Source organism: Bradyrhizobium sp. HKCCYLRH2060 (genome assembly GCF_051168135.1).
Classification (GTDB): domain Bacteria; phylum Pseudomonadota; class Alphaproteobacteria; order Rhizobiales; family Xanthobacteraceae; genus Bradyrhizobium.
Genome location: NZ_JBNPUK010000005.1, coordinates 93,743 through 111,711, shown reverse-complemented (window position 1 = coordinate 111,711; position 17,969 = coordinate 93,743). Strand labels below are relative to the sequence as shown.

General features: G+C 66.4%; 15 protein-coding genes. 9 read left to right on the top strand and 6 right to left on the bottom strand.

Features of this window, described 5'->3' with window-relative positions:
* Positions 1-112 precede the first annotated feature (112 nt).
* The 3 genes from ACQR10_RS13055 to ACQR10_RS13045 all read right to left on the bottom strand — a co-directional run bounded on the left by ACQR10_RS13055 (position 113) and on the right by ACQR10_RS13045 (position 2,962).
* Complete coding sequence (locus tag ACQR10_RS13055; RefSeq protein ID WP_316217191.1) at positions 113-706, bottom strand: GNAT family N-acetyltransferase; 594 nt, start codon at positions 704-706, stop codon at positions 113-115.
* A gap of 178 nt (positions 707-884) precedes the next feature.
* Positions 885-2,027, bottom strand: coding sequence for a type III PLP-dependent enzyme (locus ACQR10_RS13050; protein WP_316217190.1), 1,143 nt, complete (start codon positions 2,025-2,027; stop codon positions 885-887).
* 674 nt (positions 2,028-2,701) lie between these two features.
* A complete protein-coding gene (locus tag ACQR10_RS13045) occupies positions 2,702-2,962 on the bottom strand; it encodes a hypothetical protein (RefSeq protein ID WP_316217189.1) in 261 nt (86 codons plus the stop codon).
* Between the two features lie 132 nt (positions 2,963-3,094).
* On the opposite strand from ACQR10_RS13045, the gene ACQR10_RS13040 reads away from it, so the two are divergent.
* The 3 genes from ACQR10_RS13040 to ACQR10_RS13030 are packed head-to-tail and all read left to right on the top strand — an operon-like array spanning position 3,095 to position 7,039.
* Positions 3,095-5,176 (top strand): M3 family metallopeptidase, encoded by a 2,082-nt coding sequence (locus ACQR10_RS13040; protein ID WP_434863856.1) that lies wholly within the window; start codon positions 3,095-3,097, stop codon positions 5,174-5,176.
* A 10-nt stretch (positions 5,177-5,186) separates the two neighbouring features.
* Positions 5,187-5,822, top strand: a complete 636-nt coding sequence (locus ACQR10_RS13035; RefSeq protein ID WP_316179634.1) for a DUF1007 family protein — start codon at positions 5,187-5,189, stop codon at positions 5,820-5,822.
* Entirely contained in the window at positions 5,819-7,039 is a 1,221-nt protein-coding gene (locus ACQR10_RS13030; protein WP_316217186.1) for a nickel/cobalt transporter, read from the top strand. The genes ACQR10_RS13035 and ACQR10_RS13030 overlap by 4 nt, the downstream gene beginning before the upstream one ends.
* Before the next feature lie 225 nt (positions 7,040-7,264).
* Here the strand turns inward: ACQR10_RS13030 and shc are convergent, their stop codons facing one another.
* Positions 7,265-9,355, bottom strand: a complete 2,091-nt coding sequence (gene shc / locus ACQR10_RS13025) for a squalene--hopene cyclase (protein ID WP_316217228.1) — start codon at positions 9,353-9,355, stop codon at positions 7,265-7,267.
* 216 nt (positions 9,356-9,571) lie between these two features.
* Positions 9,572-9,979 carry an MAPEG family protein gene (locus ACQR10_RS13020; RefSeq protein WP_316217185.1) on the bottom strand — a complete coding sequence of 136 codons (408 nt, stop codon included), beginning with the start codon at positions 9,977-9,979 and terminating at the stop codon, positions 9,572-9,574.
* A gap of 95 nt (positions 9,980-10,074) precedes the next feature.
* Between ACQR10_RS13020 and hemH the strand changes: the two genes are divergently transcribed.
* The 4 genes from hemH (at position 10,075) to ACQR10_RS13000 (ending at position 14,139) form a co-directional block, all read left to right on the top strand.
* Positions 10,075-11,157, top strand: a complete 1,083-nt coding sequence (gene hemH / locus ACQR10_RS13015; protein ID WP_316217184.1) for a ferrochelatase — start codon at positions 10,075-10,077, stop codon at positions 11,155-11,157.
* Between the two features lie 209 nt (positions 11,158-11,366).
* Entirely contained in the window at positions 11,367-12,371 is a 1,005-nt protein-coding gene (locus tag ACQR10_RS13010) for an SPFH domain-containing protein (RefSeq protein WP_315801805.1), read from the top strand.
* Positions 12,372-12,387: 16 nt separating this feature from the next.
* Positions 12,388-12,834, top strand: coding sequence for an NfeD family protein (locus ACQR10_RS13005; RefSeq protein ID WP_315801806.1), 447 nt, complete (start codon positions 12,388-12,390; stop codon positions 12,832-12,834).
* Between the two features lie 147 nt (positions 12,835-12,981).
* Positions 12,982-14,139: an IS481 family transposase gene (locus ACQR10_RS13000; protein ID WP_316216558.1), complete on the top strand. Its 1,158-nt coding sequence runs from the start codon at positions 12,982-12,984 to the stop codon at positions 14,137-14,139.
* A 106-nt stretch (positions 14,140-14,245) separates the two neighbouring features.
* On the opposite strand, the gene ACQR10_RS12995 is transcribed toward ACQR10_RS13000, so the two are convergent.
* Positions 14,246-15,964: an outer membrane beta-barrel protein gene (locus ACQR10_RS12995; protein WP_316217183.1), complete on the bottom strand. Its 1,719-nt coding sequence runs from the start codon at positions 15,962-15,964 to the stop codon at positions 14,246-14,248.
* A gap of 169 nt (positions 15,965-16,133) precedes the next feature.
* Between ACQR10_RS12995 and ACQR10_RS12990 the strand changes: the two genes are divergently transcribed.
* Together ACQR10_RS12990 and ACQR10_RS12985 are read left to right on the top strand one after the other, a co-directional pair.
* A complete protein-coding gene (locus tag ACQR10_RS12990; protein WP_316217182.1) occupies positions 16,134-17,135 on the top strand; it encodes a KpsF/GutQ family sugar-phosphate isomerase in 1,002 nt (333 codons plus the stop codon).
* Positions 17,136-17,145: 10 nt separating this feature from the next.
* Positions 17,146-17,961: an arylamine N-acetyltransferase family protein gene (locus tag ACQR10_RS12985; RefSeq protein WP_316217181.1), complete on the top strand. Its 816-nt coding sequence runs from the start codon at positions 17,146-17,148 to the stop codon at positions 17,959-17,961.
* The last annotated feature ends 8 nt before the right edge of the window (positions 17,962-17,969 follow it).

The following is a 17,969-nucleotide window of genomic DNA, read 5'->3' as shown; positions in this document are numbered from 1 at the left end:
CCGCTGCTCCAGCGCCGGACCATGATGTCGCGAACGATCATGATCCCGAGCAGGATCAGCAGGAGCGTTGGCAACAGCGTTCGCCGCCGCGGCGTGGCCGCCGCCCTGGTCCTCACGCCGCGCACGATATCTGCCGCTCGCGGCGCGAGCGGCGGGCCTTGCGCTCGGCCGCTCCCGTGGCGACGATCATGCCGGTCGCCCCGTGCAGCGCGCCATCGACCAGCTCGAGCCCGAGCAGGCGCTCGCGCGCGAACGCACCAGGCAGCTCCAGCTCGGCGGTCTGCGCGACCGAGAAGCCGAAGCGGGCGTAGTAGGGCGCATCACCGAGCAGGATCACCGCGCCATGGCCGCGCGACGCCGCGATCATCAGCGCGGCATTCATCAGCGCCGCACCGACGCCGAGGCTGCGCGCCTCGGCGGCGACCGCCAGCGGGCCGAGCATCAGCGCGTCGCGTCCGCCGGCGCTGACGTGCCACAGCCGCAGCGTTCCCACGAGGACGCCGCTGCGCGTCGCCGACAAGGCGAGGCCTGCGGCGGGCGCGCGTCCGTCGCGCAGGCGCTGGCAGGTGCGCTCATGGCGATTGTCGCCAAAGCAGGCATCGAGCAGCGTCTCGCGCGCCGGGACGTCGGAGGCACGCTCGGCACGGATCACGAACGGAGCGGCAGTCCGAAGCGGCGCAGTCGAAGGGATGCGAAAAGCGGTCATGGCACGTCAGTCCCCGGCCTGCGCCGCGAGCTATCGCTCGCGCGCAAACACGTGATGTCAGGTTGAAAATGACGGTCTGTCGCTTCCTCCCCCGCTTGCGGGGGAGGGTCGGGGTGGGGAAAACTCCACCCGAAGCTCTGCTCGTCTCACCCGCGCGCGGGTGGCGAGGGCAGCCGGATCAGATGTGATACGTCTTCAGCGGCGGGATGCCGTTGAAGGCCACCGACGCGTAGGTCGAGGTATACGCCCCGGTCCCCTCGATCAGCACCTTGTCGCCGATCGAGAGCGTCACCGGCAGCGGATACGGCAGCTTCTCGTACATCACGTCAGCCGAATCGCAGGTCGGGCCGGCGAGCACGCACGGGGTCATCTCCGCGCCCTCATGCGGCGTGCGGATGGCGTAGCGGATCGACTCGTCCATCGTCTCGGCGAGACCGCCGAACTTGCCGATGTCGAGATAGACCCAGCGCAGCTCGTCCTCGTCGCTCTTCTTCGAGATCAGCACCACTTCCGACTCGATGATCCCGGCATTGCCGACCATGCCGCGGCCCGGCTCGATGATCGTCTCCGGGATCTGGTTGCCGAAATGCTTGCGCAGCGCACGGAAGATCGAGCGGCCGTACTGCACGACCGGCGGCACGTCCTTCAGGTACTTGGTCGGGAAGCCCCCGCCCATGTTGACCATGGTCAGGTTGATGCCGCGCTCGGCGCAGTCACGGAACACCGTCGAGGCCATCGCCAGCGCGCGGTCCCACGCCTTCACCTTGCGCTGCTGCGAGCCGACATGGAACGAGATGCCGCACGGCTCCAGGCCCAGGCGCTTCGCCAGGTCCAGCACTTCGACCGCCATCTCGGGATCACAGCCGAACTTGCGCGACAGCGGCCACTCGGCGCCGGCGCAATCGTACAGGATGCGGCAGAACACCTTCGCGCCCGGCGCGGCGCGCGAGATCTTCTCGACCTCGGCGGCGCAGTCGACGGCGAACAGGCGGATGCCGAGCGCGTAGGCGCGCGCGATGTCCCGCTCCTTCTTGATGGTGTTGCCATAGGAGATGCGGTCCGGCGTCGCACCGGCGGCCAGCGCCATCTCGATCTCGGCGACGGTCGCCGTGTCGAAGGAGGAGCCGAGCGAGGCGAGCAGCGACAGCACTTCCGGCGCCGGGTTGGCCTTGACCGCGTAGAACACGCGGCTGTCCGGCAACGCCCGAGCGAAGCTCATGTAGTTGTCGCGCACGATCTCGAGGTCGACGACGAGACAGGGCTCGTGGTCCAGACCTTCCTCGCGGCGGTTGCGCAGGAATTCCCGGATACGTTCGGTCATAGCACCCTCCAAACGGTCCCAGCGACGAGACCCGTTCAAAATGATCCCGACACGGGTGCCTTGGCGTTGCCGCCCGATGGAAAGGCGACAAAACCTCGAACCCGTAGCCGAATTGTGCTGCCGTGGATTGGTTGGGAATTTCCCGCCCGCACACCTGGCAATGAAGGACAAGCCTTTTCAGTAGCCCGCGCCGGCTTTGGACTGCCGGTAGAGACCAAAAAAGCCCGATCCGTCGTTGCTTTAAGTCGCGTCCCCCGTTGAGAGCGGGGTGCGCCGGTTCGCCTCCGGCTGCCAGTCACGGTTGCAAAAGATGGGGGGACCTTCAGCGGCATCTCTTGAGAGAGATGCTGGGCTCTGGAGCATGACGATCTCGATCATGATGATCTTGACCGCAACGATCCGAGGGCCCCTCGGTTCCTCATCCCTTGGCGGCTGTCCGGCCTCTTGTCCGGATACCTACCGACTGACACACGACCACAGGCACGTGCGAAATTGGGCAGAAGCGGAAATAAGCGTTTTGAATTTCGTTCGCAAGGCATTTTTGGACGCGGGGAAAGATTTCCCTCATCTGTGCTTGCGCGACACACAGAGCGGCGTCGATGTCTGAACGAACGTTAAGCGAGCTTAAACTTTCGTAACGCGTTCACGCTTGCAGGACAGTGTTTTTGCGCTGTTCACGCGCGCTTGGTGAAAGGCTCGATGCGCTGCGCGCCGCGGATGAAGCCGATCATCACGAACACGCCGATCGCGAACAGCACGGCCTGAACGATGTGCGCGCCGCTATCGCCGAGCCCGAACAGAAGCGCCAGCGCCCAGCCGCCGGCGAAGGCCGCACCGAACACTTCGGCACCGATCAGGATCGCCGCCGAGATGACGGTGATCACGGTCGGCCAGGCGATCTGGCGGCCGGCTTTGGAGGTGGTCTCTGCGTTCATGGTCCAGGGTCCTGTTGCGGGCCGCAATCTCTCCGAAAAGGCCCGGCCCTTCAAGGGGAAATGACCCAAAAAGGGCCGGCTCCGTGATATGAGGGGCGCATCGAACTTCCGGGAGAGGACGGACCCCAGCCGATGTCAGACACCACCGCTGTGATCGACGCCCAGACCAACCCGCTGCTCGTGGCCTGGGAGACCCCCCACCAGACACCGCCCTTCGACGCGATCAGGCCCGAGCACTTCCTGCCGGCCTTCGAGCGCGCCTTCGCCGACCATTCCGCCGAAATCACCGCGATCACTCACGATCCGGCCGAGCCCGACTTCGCCAACACCATCACGGCGCTGGAGCGCTCGGGCAAGCTGCTGTCGAAGGTCGCGGCGGTGTTCTACGACCTGGTGTCGGCGCATTCGAACCCGGCGATTCTGGAGATCGACAAGGACGTGTCGCTGCGGATGGCGCGGCACTGGAACCCGATCATGATGAATGCCGTGCTGTTTGGCCGCATCGCGCTGCTCTACGACAACCGCAAGGACCTCAAGCTCACCGGTGAGGAGCAGCGGCTCCTGGAGCGCACCTACACCCGCTTCCGCCGTGCCGGCGCCGGCCTGTCCGATGACGACAAGGTGCGGATGGCCGAGATCAACGAGAAGCTCGCCCAGCTCGGCACCACCTTCAGCCACCACGTGCTCGGCGACGAGCAGGACTGGGTCCTCGAGCTCGGCGAGGACGACCGTGCCGGCCTGTCCGAGAGCTTCGTGGCTGCCGCCAAGGCTGCGGCGGAAGAGCGCGGCATGCCCGGCAAGGCGATCGTGACCCTGTCGCGCTCCTCGGTCGAGCCGTTCCTGCAGAGCTCCGCCCGCCGCGACCTCCGCGAGAAGGTGTTCAAGGCGTTCACCGCGCGCGGCGACAATGGCAATTCCAACGACAACAACGCCGTCATCGGCGAGATCCTGGCGTTGCGCGAGCAGGCCGCCAGGATCATGGGCTTTCCCAACTTCGCCGCCTATCGCCTCGAGGATTCCATGGCGAAGACGCCGGAGGCGGTGCGCGGCCTCCTGGAGCGGGTCTGGAAGCCGGCCCGCGCCAAGGCGCTGGCCGACCGCGACCAGTTGCAGGCGATGATCACGGCGGAGGGCGGCAACTTCAAGCTCGAGGCCTGGGACTGGCGTTACTATGCCGAGAAGCTGCGCCAGGCGAAGGCCAACTTCGACGACGCGGCGATCAAGCCGTATCTTTCGCTCGACAACATGATCGCGGCCGCCTTCGATTGCGCCACGCGGCTGTTCGGCATCACCTTCGCCGAGCGCAAGGACATCCCGGTCTGGCATCCGGACGTCCGGGTGTGGGAGATCAAGGCGGCCGATGGCAGCCACAAGGCGCTGTTCTATGGCGACTACTTTGCGCGCTCGTCGAAGCGCTCCGGCGCCTGGATGACCTCGCTGCGCGACCAGCAGAAGCTCGACGGCGACACCGCGCCCTTGATCATCAACGTCTGCAACTTCGCCAAGGGCGCCGACGGCCAGCCCTCGCTGCTGTCGCCGGACGATGCGCGCACGCTGTTCCACGAGTTCGGCCACGGCCTGCACGGCATCCTGTCCAACGTGACCTATCCGTCGCTGTCGGGCACTGCCGTGTTCACCGACTTCGTCGAGCTGCCGTCGCAGCTCTACGAGCACTGGCAGGAGCGCCCCGAGGTGCTGCAAACCTTCGCGCGTCACTACCAGACCGGCGAGCCGCTGCCGCAGGACCTGCTCGACCGCTTCCTGGCGGCGCGCCGCTTCAACCAGGGCTTTGCCACGGTCGAGTTCGTCTCCTCGGCGCTGATCGACCTCGAGTTCCACACCCAGCCGGCATCGGCTTCGAAGGATGTGCGCGCGTTCGAAAAGGCCGAGATGGAGAAGATCGGCATGCCGCCCGAGATCGCGCTGCGCCACCGGCCGACTCAATTCGGCCATATCTTCTCGGGAGACCACTATGCGGCGGGCTATTACAGCTACATGTGGTCGGAGGTGATGGATGCGGATGCCTTCGGCGCCTTCGAGGAAGCCGGCAACATCTTCGATCCCACCGTCGCCAAGCGGCTTCACGACAACGTCTATTCCTCGGGCGGCTCGCTCGATCCGGAAGCGGCGTATGTCGCGTTCCGGGGCCGCGAGCCCGAGCCCGACGCGCTGCTCCGCCGGCGTGGCCTGCTCGATGTCCCCGCGGCGGCTTGAGGTGAAGGGGATGGCGGTGGTTCGTTTCGTTCTCGGTGCGCTGATGCTCGTGCTCGGCGCGAGCGCGGCGAGCGCCCATCCGCATGTCTGGGTCACCGCGACCAGCGAGCTGCTCTACGCGGCCGACGGTTCGCTGACCGGCGTGCGGCACGCCTGGACCTTCGACGACATGTTCGCGACCTACGCGTTGCAGGGCCTCGAGACCAAGCAGAAGGGCGTCTACACCCGCGAGGAGCTGGCGCCGCTGGCGCAGACCAACGCGGAGTCGCTGAAGGAATATGCCTATTTCACGTTCATCAAGTCCGACGGCCGCAAGCAGAAGCTCGAGGATCCCGTCGACTACTACCTCGAATACAAGGACACCAAGCTGACCTTGCACTTCACTCTGCCGCTGAAGGCGCCGGTGAAGCCCAGGGAGCTTCAGGTCGAGGTGTACGATCCCAGCTATTTCATCGATTTCCAGATGGCGGAGAAGGATCCCGTCAAGCTGGTCAGTGCTCCCGCCGGCTGCAAGTTCGGCCTGGTGAGACCGAGCGACGGCGGCTCCGTCGCGCAGACCATGAACGAACAGACATTCCTGAGCGGCGGGGCGAACGCCAATTTCGGAATGAATTTCGCCAACAAGATCTCAGTGGAATGTCCATGACACCTCGCCCCAGCTCCGCCCGTCCGCTCCTCACCTGCGCTGCGATCCTCGCAGCGCTTCTCGCCGCCGACGCCGCCTCGCATGCGCTGCTCGCCAAGCCGCCATTCGGCGCGCCGGCGGAGCCGCAGGTCGGCGGCATCGTCGGCTGGCTGCTCGCCAAGCAATCGGAGTTCTACCGGCAGATGTCGGGGGCGATCCGCTCGGCCAAGCAAGATGGCTCGGCGGTGTGGTGGCTGCTGGCGATCTCGTTCGCCTACGGCATCTTCCATGCGGCTGGTCCCGGCCACGGCAAGGCCGTGATCGCGTCCTATCTCGTCGCCAACCAGGAGACGGCAAAGCGCGGCATCGTGCTCTCGTTCGCCTCGGGCCTGATGCAGTCGCTGGTCGCGGTCGTCATCGTCGGCATCGGTGCCGTGCTGCTCAACGCCACGGCTGCGAACATGTGCAGCGCCGAGAAGGTGGTGGAGATTGCAAGCTACGGCCTGATCGCGCTGCTCGGCGCACGTCTGGTCTGGGTCAAGGGCGCGGCATTCCTGCGCACGTGGCAGCCGGCGGCGCCGGCACTGGCGCTGGCTGGTGGGCCGGCGGCTGCGGTGGTGCCGTCAGGGCATGATCACGGCCACGCGCATGATCATCAGCATCGCGCGCCTCAAGATCACCATGGGCATGACCACCATCACGGCCACGACCATCATGGACATGATCATCACCACGGTCATGCTCACACGCATGCGGCCGCGGCCCATGGTCACGCCGCTCACGATCACGCCCATCATGATCATGTCCATCACGATCACGTGCATCATGATCACGTCCATGGCGACGATTGCGGCTGCGGCCATTCGCACGGACCCGCGCCGAGCGAGCTCGCCGGCCCCGGCGGCTGGCAGCGCGGCTTCCAGGCGATCTTCGCCGCCGGGATCCGTCCCTGCTCGGGTGCGATCCTGGTGCTGGTGTTCGCCCTGGCGCAGGGCCTGTTCTGGGCCGGCGTCGCCGCCACCCTCGTGATGGGCATGGGCACCGCGATCACCGTCGCCACCATCGCCGTCATCGCGGTCGCCGCCAAGGACATCGCCCGCCGCCTCAGCGCCGGCCGCGACGGCGGCGGCGCCCTGATCATGCGGGGACTGGAGTTCGGCGCGGCCGGGCTGGTGCTGCTGTTCGGTGTCGGCCTGCTGTTCGGCTACATGGCGGCGGAACGCACGACCTGCTTCTGAGCGGACAGCGCCCAGCGACTACGCGTCTGCCCACCACATCCGCCACGGCGTACTGGATGCCCCGCCTGCGCGGGGCATGACAGCGGTGGATGTGGCCCAGATCGCGCAACACCACGAGTGTCGTCCCGGCCTTGAGCCGGGACCCATACTCCGCGGCGGTCGTGAGGCGCGAGCACGTAGTTGCCCGCCTGCCTCAAACCGCTCCCTGTGGTTATGGGTCCCGGCTCAAGGCCGGGACGACAGCGAGGGTGCGGATGCGGTGTTGCCATGCCCCTGCGGCCGCAGCGCGCGGCCGAGCGCCATCAGCGGGAAGTAGTGGCGGTACATGCCGTAGCGGAGCATGAAGGCGCGGGACAGCTCCGGGCCCTGCATCAGCCGCTCCTGCAACGAGGGATCGTTCAGCTTGATGGTCTGGCCGACGCCATAGCCGGGGAAGCCGGTGCCGGTGAACTCCGGCTCGTCCCAGGTGCCGGCGGACTGGCGCTCGACCAGCCACATGCAGCCGCGCTCGATCGCTTCGCTGTCCTGCGGACGGTTGGCGGCGAGCAGCGCCATCAGCGCCCACGCCGTCTGCGACGCCGTGGTGGTGCCGCGGCCGACCGCGCTGACATCCATGTAGGAGGCGCAGCTCTCGCCCCAGCCGCCGTCCGGCTGCTGATGGGCGACGAGCCAGTCGCAGGCGCGGCCGATATAGGGTTGCGTCATGTCCTCGCCGATCGCGGCCAGCGCCGGCAGCACGGCGCCGGTGCCGTAGACGTAGTTGACGCCCCAGCGGCCGAACCATGGACCGCTCGGCTCCTGCTCCCTTCGGATGTAGTCCAGCGCGCGCACCATGGCGGGATGGTTGCGCGAGATGCCGAGCTTGCCGAACGCCTCGACGATATGCGCGGTGACGTCGACCGACGGCGGATCGAGCGCCTCGCCGTAGTCGCAGAACGGAATCTTGGTCAGGATCTGCTGGTTGTTGTCCTTGTCGAACGCGCCCCAGCCGCCGCCGTGGCTCTGCATGCCGATCAGCCAGTCGACGCCGAGCTGAATGGCCTCGTCGATGCCTTTCGCCTTCCACTTGGGGTCATGCCGCAGCGGCGCCAATGCGATCAGCGCCACCGCGGTGTCGTCCGTGTCGGGATAGTAGTTGTTGGCGTATTCGAACGCCCAGCCGCCGGGCTTGACGTGCGGCAGCTTCATCGACCAGTCGCCGGGCACGCGCACCTGGCGCTCCAGTACCCAGTTCACCGCCTTGTCGACGGCTTCCGGATAATCGCCGAGCACGCCGGCATCGTCGAAGGCGAGCAAAGTGAGGATCGTGTCCCACACCGGGCTGTTGGTCGCCTGGATGTAGGTGGCATCGCCAACATCGACCCGCCAGCCGGGATCGTTCAGGGCATCCAGGCCCTTGGCGAGAACGGGGTGATTGAGCGGATAGCCCTCGGCATAGAGCGCCATCAGGCCGTAGATCCAGGGCGGCTGGATACCGCCCCAGGCGCCGTCGAAATCCTGATGGCGGATCATCCATTCCAGCACGCGGCTGGTCGCCGCCGGGCGAAACAGGCCGAGATTGAGCTTGTTGCCGAAGTTCTGGAGGGCGTGCAGCACCTTGTCGGCGCCGCGGAAGAACTTGTCCCAGCCGCCGGCATTGGCCTTGACCGGCAGGTCGTAGTCGAACGCGTTGCGCCCATGCGGAAACAGCGCGTCGAGCCGGTTCTCGGGCGGCAGCGGCCGGCTCGGGCGCCGCGCCGACAGCACGGCGATCGGCATCAGGGTGGCGCGTGCCCATTGCGCGAAATTGTAGATCGAGAACGGAAACCAGAGCGGAAACCAGATCACTTCGGGCGGGATGTTCGGCGTCTTCTCCCACGGCCATTCGCCGATCAGCGCCAGCCAATAGCGCGTGAACACGCGGATGTTGCGCAAGCCGCCCTTGGCCTCGATCCATTCGCGGGCGCGGCGCACCGGCGGCTCATCGTCGCGGAAGCCGAGCGAGCGCAGCGCGGCATAGGCCTCGACGGTCGCGTTGATGTCGCCATTGGGCGCGCCGAAATAAACCTGCCAGGCGCCGTCCGGGCGCTGGCTGTCGAGCAGCGACTGGCCCAGGCGCTTGCGCAGCGGATGGTCCTCGAGCCCCATGAACCACAGCGCCAGGCACCATTGCGCTTCCATGCAGGCGTTGGATTCGGCGCGGCCGACCCAGTGGCCGTCCGGCTTCTGGTTGGCGATCAGCCAGTCCGAAGCCGCCCGCACCGTCGATTGCAGGGCGGTCTGGTAATTTCCCGGGTCGCGCGGCGCGCGCGCGGAAGCCGAGCTGGTCAAAGTCATCATGATCCCTCTGGCGGCCCGATAGCGCCGCTGCAGCCGTCGAATTCACCCCGCCCTATAGGGAATTTCGCCGTCAAATCCAATCAACTGGCCGTACCAGGCTGGATCAAAGCGGAAACGAAAGGCGTACGGACCGAGGTCTTCAGCGCTCGTGGTTAGCACCTCGGCGGGGACAGGGATGTGACACCGCTCACGCGCGGGGGCCGCGGCTTCCGCTCAAACCGGCAGGTAATTGCGCAGCGAAGGCAGGAAGAAGATCGCGACCGTGATCAGGAAGCCGATCGCCCACAGGATCGAGCGCAGCGACGGCCGGTCGCCGACGTAAGTCAGGACGTAGGCGATGCGCACGATCAGGAACAGCACCGACAGCTCGTTGATCAGGTTCTGCGGCGCGCCGCGGAACTCGGCCAGCAGTACCGCCGCCGCAAAGAACGGGAACGCCTCGATGCCGTTCTGGTGGGCGCCCAGCGCCCGCTCGCGGATGCCGCCGGCGTAGAAGGCGGGATCTCGCGGCCGGGCGTTGTCATAGCGCCCGGCGCCGTCGACCTTGATCCATTTCGCAGGCACGATCGTTAAAAGGTAGAGCATTACGCTGGCGAAAATGCACCATTCTGCAATCGTCATGGCTCCTCCAGCCCGATGACATCGGTGAAATGGCCCTTATCTTGACAATGTCGAAACAAGCCGCCAAGCCACGCCCTTCACCAGTCACAGGCATCATGACCGCCGCCATCTCCCTCGACAATGCCAGGCCTGTCGATGCCAAGGCTCTTGATGCCAAGGCTCTTGATGCCAAACCGTTGCCGGCCGCGAGCACGTCACGCGTCGGCGTGCTGCTGGTCAATCTCGGGACGCCGGATACGGCCGACGCCGCCGGCGTGCGGGTGTACCTGAAAGAGTTCCTGTCCGACCGCCGCGTCATCGAGGACCAGGGCCTGCTGTGGAAGATCATCCTCAACGGGATCATCCTCAACGTCCGGCCGCGCAAGAAGGCGAAGGACTACCAGTCGATCTGGAACACCGAGAAGAACGAATCGCCGCTGAAGACGATCACCCGCGCGCAGAGCGAGAAGCTGGCCGCTGCGATCGCCGACCGCAGCCACGTCCTCGTCGACTGGGCGATGCGCTACGGCAATCCGTCGATCAAGGCCGGTGTCGATGGCCTGATGGCCAAAGGCTGTGACCGCATCCTGGTCGTGCCGCTGTATCCGCAATATTCGGCCGCGACCTCGGCCACCGTGTGCGACGAGGCGTTCCGCGTCCTGACCGAGCTGCGGGCGCAGCCGACCATCCGGGTGACGCCGCCCTATTACAACGACGATTTCTACATCGAGGCGCTGGCGGTCTCGATCGAGGACCATCTGAAGACGCTGCCGTACACGCCCGAGCTGATCGTGGCGTCGTTCCACGGCATGCCGAAGGAATATGTCGACAAGGGCGACCCCTATCGCGAGCAGTGCGTCGCCACCACCGAGCTGCTGCGCAAGCGGCTCGGCATGGACGACACCAAGCTGCTGTTGACCTTCCAGTCGCGTTTCGGCTTCTCGGAGTGGCTGCAGCCCTACACCGACAAGACCATCGAGAAGCTCGCCAAGGACGGCGTCAAGCGCATCGCCGTGGTGATGCCCGGCTTCGCCGCCGACTGCCTGGAGACGCTGGAGGAGATCTCCGGCGAGAACTGCGAGATCTTCAAGCACAATGGCGGCGAGGAATTCTCCGCCGTGCCGTGCCTGAACGACAGTGCCCCGGGCATGGAGGTACTGCGGCAGCTCGTGCTGCGCGAGCTGCAGGGTTGGCTGTAACGGGCTGGCTCTGAGCCGGCCCGCCGGCGCTTCTCTGCCTTCGGCTAGGTGAGCCGTGCGGCGGCGCAAGGTTAATGCCGCTGCAACCTTCGAAAATACTTTCCTGAACCGCGCCTAACGAATCCCCGACAAAATCATGCAGCAATCCCTAGATTGTGATGGCTGCAGAGGCTGGTGAGGGGACGACCGTCTCCTCCCTTGGAGGATCCATGAGCGGTTTCGACATTTTCGCCATAGCGCTGGTGCTGCTGGTCATCTTCACGCTGTATTCCGGCGTGAAGACCGTGCCACAGGGGTTCGACTGGACCGTCGAGCGGTTCGGCAAATACACCCGCACCTTGTCGCCGGGCCTCAACATCATCGTGCCCTTCTTCGATCGCATCGGGCGCAAGATCAACATGATGGAGCAGGTGATCGACATCCCCGAGCAGGAGGTCATCACCAAGGACAACGCCACCGTGACGGTCGACGGCGTCGCCTTCTACCAGGTGTTCGACGCCGCCAAGGCGAGCTACGAGGTGTCGAACCTCAACCAGGCGATCGTCACGCTGACCATGACCAACATCCGCTCGGTGATGGGCGCGATGGATCTCGACCAGGTGCTGTCGCATCGCGACGAGATCAACGAGCGGCTGTTGCGCGTCGTCGACGCCGCGGTGTCGCCGTGGGGCCTCAAGGTGAACCGGATCGAGATCAAGGACATCGTGCCGCCGGCCGATCTGGTCGAGGCGATGGGCCGGCAGATGAAGGCCGAGCGCGTCAAGCGCGCCGACATCCTGCAGGCCGAGGGCCAGCGCCAGTCGGAGATTCTGCGCGCGGAAGGTGCGAAGCAGAGCCAGATCCTGCAGGCGGAGGGCCGCCGCGAATCGGCCTTTCTCGATGCCCAGGCGCGCGAGCGCGCGGCCGAAGCCGAGGCCAAGGCGACGCAGATGGTGTCGGACGCGATCGGTAAGGGCGATGTCGCCGCGCTCAACTACTTCATCGCCGACAAATACATCAAGGCGTTCGGCCAGCTCGCCGACTCGCCGAACCAGAAGGTGATCATGCTGCCGCTGGAGGCGACGGGCATGCTGGCCTCGCTCGCCGGCATCGGCGAGATCGCCAAGGCGACGTTCGGCGAGAGCGCGGCTTCGGCCGTGGCCGCCGCGCGCCGCGGCGGTTCGGTGCCGTCGGCGGGGACGCCGCCGGCGCCGCCCGTGCCGCCGCGGACGTAGAGCGAAGGAGGCGATCATGAGCGACATGTTCGTCACGCTCGGCACCTGGAACTGGCTGATCTTCGGCGTCCTGCTGATGGCGCTGGAGCTGCTGGCGCCCGGCATCTTCCTGTTCTGGCTAGGCCTCGCGGCGCTGCTGGTCGGCCTGATCTCGTTCGTCATCGCGCCGGGATGGCAGCTGCAGATCCTGCTGTTCGCGCTGTTCGCGATCGCGGCCGTGCCGCTGTGGCGGCGGCTGGCGCGCGCCAACGCGGCGCCATCGCAGGACAATCCGTTCCTCAACCGCCGCTCGGCCGCGCTGGTCGGCCGCGAGTTCACCCTGGAGAAGCCGATCGTCGGCGGCAACGGCACCGTGCGCATCGACGACACGGTGTGGCGCGTCGCCGGCCCGGACACGCCCGCCGGCAGCCGCGTGCGCATCGTGCAGGCGGACGGCGCACATCTGACGGTGACGGCGGCGTAAGCTCCGGGTGATGTCGCCTGATTGAAGCAACGCTCTCACCACGTCATTGCGAGCGCAGTGTTCAGCCCGGGGACATGGCTGACAGGTGTTCGGAGACATGGTTGACACCTCAAAATTGGCTCGATTCGTCAAGCAAAGGGGCGAGCGATGCCGTGGCGAGAGGTGTCTGTCATGGACCAGCGACGAGAGTTTGTGATGCTTGCCAAGCAGGAGGGAGCCAACCGGCGGCAGCTGTGTCGGCGGTTCGGCATCAGCCCCCAGACCGGCTACAAATGGATCGAGCGGTCTGACGCCGGCGATACGACGCTGGCGGACCGGTCGCGGCGGCCGCATCGAAGTCCGGAGCGCACCGCAGCTGCGACTGAGCAGCAGATTGTCGCGTTGCGCGATGCTCACCCGGCCTGGGGCGCGCGCAAGCTCGCGCATCGTCTCGATCGCGATGGGCAAGCTGTCCCGGCGATCTCCACCGTGCATAACATCCTGCGCCGCTACGATCGGGTGACGGAGCCTGGCGGCACGCCCGGGCAGCCCTACACGCGGTTCGAGAAGGATGCGCCCAATCAGCTGTGGCAGATGGACTTCAAGGGACACAGTGCGCTGGAGAACGGTGTGTCTTGTCATCCGCTCACCGCGCTGGACGATCACTCGCGCTTTTCCTTGTGCCTGGCGGCCTGCGACAATGAGCGCGGCTCTACGGTCAAAGGACATTTGGAGACGACGTTCCGCCGCTATGGACTGCCGGATGCGATGTTCGTCGACAACGGTGGCCCCTGGGGCTTTACTCTCGAAGACCCCTGGACCGCGTTGACGGTCTGGCTGCTGAAGCTCGGCGTTCGAACGATCCATAGCCGGCCCTATCATCCCCAGAGCCGCGGCAAGAACGAACGCTTCCACCGCAGCCTGAAGGCCGAGGTCTTTGCCTTCAAGCGTTACAGGGACCTTCCCGATGTCCAGCGGGCACTCGACGAATGGCGAGCCGTCTACAATCTCGACCGCCCCCATGAGGCTCTCGACTTCAATGTGCCGGCAAGCCGCTATCGGCCCAGCCAACGCACCATGCCGGATCGCCTTCCGACGGTGGACTACGACGAGGGGGAGATCGTCCGTTCCGTGTCGAGCACGAAGGCCTATGTCAGTTTCGAGGGACGGCTCTGGAAAGTCCCTCAAGCCTTTCGCGGTGAGCGACTCGCTATTCGTCCACTCAGACAAGACGGAAAATTCGGAGTTTTCTTTGCCGCTCATCAGATCGCAGCGATCGATTTGCGTGACCCCAAAAGTGTCAACCATGTCCCCGAACAGGTGTAAGCTATGTCTCCGGGCTAAACAGCAGCGAAGCAATCCAGAGTCGTTTCCAAAACCCTGGATTGCTTCGTCGCTGCGCTCCTCGCAATGAGGGAGGAGAGAGCGGGGATCAGTTTTGCAGCCGCACGCCCAGCATCACCACCGTGCCCGACGAACCGGCACCGGCAATGTTGGAGTCCAGCTTGTCATAGCGCAGCGTGCCCTTGACCCAGACGTTGCGCGACATCTTGTAGACGAGGTTGCCTTCGGCCGAATAGGTGCGGTCGCTGCGGCCGTAGCCCTGATAGTCGAGCGTGCCGAAGCTGAACTTGCCGATGCCGGTCAGCCAGCGGCGGAAATCGTGATCGACCTGCACCGTGTAGGTGCGCACCAGCACGCCGGAGGCGCCGGCCACCGTGGTCTCCGCGAGCTGCGTGTCGGAGAGAAAGCGCGCGGTGGTGAGCGGCGTCGCCGACCACACCAGCGAGGCCGTGGTCAGGAAGCCCTGCAGCCGGTTCAGCCGCGGGTCGACATAGCTGCGCGTGGCATAGCCGAGCGAGACCTCGCCGGTCAGCAGCCGGGTGAACTCGAACGAGGTGCCGGCCTTGGCGTAGCCGCCGGATGAATCGCGCTGATAGCCGGACCGATCGATCTTCTCGTCGTGCACGCGGCTGTCGCCCTGGATTTCCGTGAAGGGCTTCAGGCCGGGCATGACCTCATAGGACACCCGGCCGATGCCGCCGAACTGGTTGTAGTTGCGGTCATCGTTCGACGTCATCGTGCCGTCGGTCAGCTTGCTCTGCTGATAGCTGGTGCGATCGGCGGTGGCGCCGGCCGAGACCTGCAGCCGGTTGAAGCGCTGGTCGATGCCTAAGGTGGTGCCGAGCGTGGTGTAGACCGGATAGCGCGACAATCCGGCCTGCACGCTGGGGCTGCCGGGATTGTCGGTCGCCGCGCGCAGGCGGAGCTGGGCGCCGATCGAGGTGTCGCGCGTGATATCGAGGCGGCCGTCGACATGGCCGGTGAAGTCGGGGCGGTCGAGCGTGGTCGGCGCCGAGTTGATGCCGCCGTCCATGACGGCCGGCAGGGTGCTGCCATAGCCGGTGAAGGATCCCCTGAGGTCGGCGACGAGGGCGTGACGCTCCCAGTTCGACACCGCCAGGAATTCCGGCGCGATCACCCAGGCCGGCATGCCGCGCGGCCTGGCGAGGCGGGCCGGGTTGCTGTCATAGCCGGCGGAGAGCTCGACCGCGCCCTTGATCAGGAACGGCCCGGCGTAGTCGCCGACCGCGCCGAACGGGTCGTCGTCGATCCTGAGGCGCTTGCGCGGCGGCTGGCCGGGGACGGTGCCCGCCATCGCGGGCGGCAGCGGCTGCCGGTTGGCGGAGGCCGAGGGCGGCAGGGTCGGGCGCAACTGGCCGGTGAGCTCGCCGGACGGCGGTGTGCCGGGGCCCGGCGCCGGCTTGGGCCGCGCCTGGGCGGGATAGTATTTCGGCTTCTTGCGGGTGCGATTCAGCGAATCATAGCCGACATCGGATGCGCCGCTGGCCGCGGGCACACCGGGCAGGGGGACCAGATTTCGTCGTGCGGCCGAGCTGGCCGGCGCAGGCGTCGCGGGCAGCCCTGGCGTCGGGACGGCATCGGTCAGGCCGCTGACCACGGTCCGCCGCAACGGGGAGTCCTGCGGAGCCAGGAAGCCGTCGCGCACCGGCCGGAACACGTCGATGGTCTGGGAGCGGGCGGCCTCGGGGCCGAGCGCGGCGAGCAGCAGGCATGCGGCGGACGCGCCGCGCCACACCGCGCGCCTTCGCGCGCGCCTCGCGCGGCCGCTGTCAGGCCTCCACCCCACGATGAAAATACTCCAACAAAATCAATTGCGTCGTCGGGACGCCCGCGCCGCCGGCCAACCGCGTCGTTAAGGGAGTAAAAACAAATATGGTTAATGGGCTGTTGATGGCGCCTTGCTGCCTTACCCATGCTAAAGAGCGGCGCCTGACTGTTCAGCCCTGGAAGTCCGCATGCCGAGATCGAAGCCGTTGCCCGACACCGCTCCCGCCAACGCAGATATCCAGTCGGCACTGCGCACGCTCGACGCCGGCAGCAACGGCATTGCCGCGATCTCCGCGGCGCTATCCGGGCCCTTGGGAGGAGCCTTCGCCGCCGCCGTCGAGCTGATCCGCCAAGCCAAGGGCCGGGCGATCCTCACCGGCCTCGGTAAGTCCGGCCACGTCGCCCGCAAGATGGCCGCAACCCTCGCCTCGACCGGCACGCCCGCCTTCTTCGTCCATTCCGCCGAGGCCGGCCATGGCGATCTCGGCATGATCACCTCGGACGACGTCGTCATCGCGCTGTCGTGGTCCGGCGAGCAGCCGGAGATGAAGACGCTGGTCAACTATACCAAGCGCTTCGCCATCCCGCTGATCGCGGTCACCTCCAATGCGCAATCGTCGCTGGGGCAGGCGGCGCGCATCGTGCTGGAGCTGCCGAAGGCGCGCGAGGCCTGTCCGCACAATCTGGCGCCGACCACCTCGACCCTGATGCAGGCCGCGATCGGCGATGCGCTCGCGATCGCGCTGCTCGAAGGCCGCGGCTTCACCGCGCTCGAATTCGCCAACTTCCATCCGGGCGGCAAGCTCGGCGCCATGCTCAAGCACATCTCCGATCTGATGCGCTCGGGCGACGCGGTGCCGCTGAAGCCGCTCGGCACCGGCATGGCCGATGCGCTTGCCGAGATGTCGGCCAAGGGTCTGGGCTGCGTCATCATCGTCGATGCTCGCGGTCACGTCGCAGGCATCATCACCGACGGCGACCTCCGCCGGAAGATGCGTGCCGACCTGCTGTCCGTCTCGGTCGACGAGATCATGACCGCGAACCCGCGCACCGTGCGCCGCGAGGCGCTGGCCTCCGAGGCGCTGGAGATCCTGAACTCCGCCAAGATCACGACCCTGATCGTGACCGACGGCGCCAAGCCGGTCGGCATCCTGCACATGCACGATCTGTTGCGGGCAGGGGTGGCGTGACCTTCCCACCATGACCGACCGTTTCGATCTCGACAGATATCTCGCCCGCATCGGCTATCGCGGCCCGCTGACGCCGACGTTCCAGACGCTCGCCGGATTGCAGGCCGCCCATGTCGATGCCATCGCTTTCGAAGGCATCGATCCGCTGCTCGGCCGGCCCGTGAACATCGATCTCGCCTCGGTCCAGGCCAAGATCGTCGACGGCCGTCGGGGCGGCTATTGCTTCGAGCAGAACGCGCTGTTCAAGGCCGCGCTCGAGGCGATCGGCTTTGCGGTGACGCCGCTCTCGGCGCGGGTGCGCTGGCGGCTCGATGCCGACGCGCCACTGACGCCGCGCACGCACATGATGCTGAAGGTCGACCTGCCGGAGGGGCCGTACATCGCCGATGTCGGTTTCGGCTCCTGCCTGCTCGATACGCCGCTGCAGATGGTTGCCGACATCGAGCAGCCGACCGCGATGGGGACGTTCCGTCTGACGCTCTCCGATGGGCTGTATTGGCTCGCGGCGAGGCAGCCGGCCGGCTGGCGCACGATGTATGTGTTTGATCTGTTGCCGCAGATCCACGCCGACTATGTGCTCGGCAACTGGTTTACCTCGACCAGCCCGTTGACGCCGTTCACCTCGATGCTGATCCTGGAGCGGTTGACCCGCGAGGCGCGCTACAAGCTGGTCAATCGCCGCCTGGTCATCGAGGCGCGCGATGGCGAGGTGAGGAGCGAGCAGATCATCGAAACGCCCGAGACGCTGCGCAGCGTCATCGAGGAGGTGTTCGGGCTGACACCTCCGGTGTCCGTCGATGTGATCTGGGCGCGCATCGAGGGTTGACGGGAAGG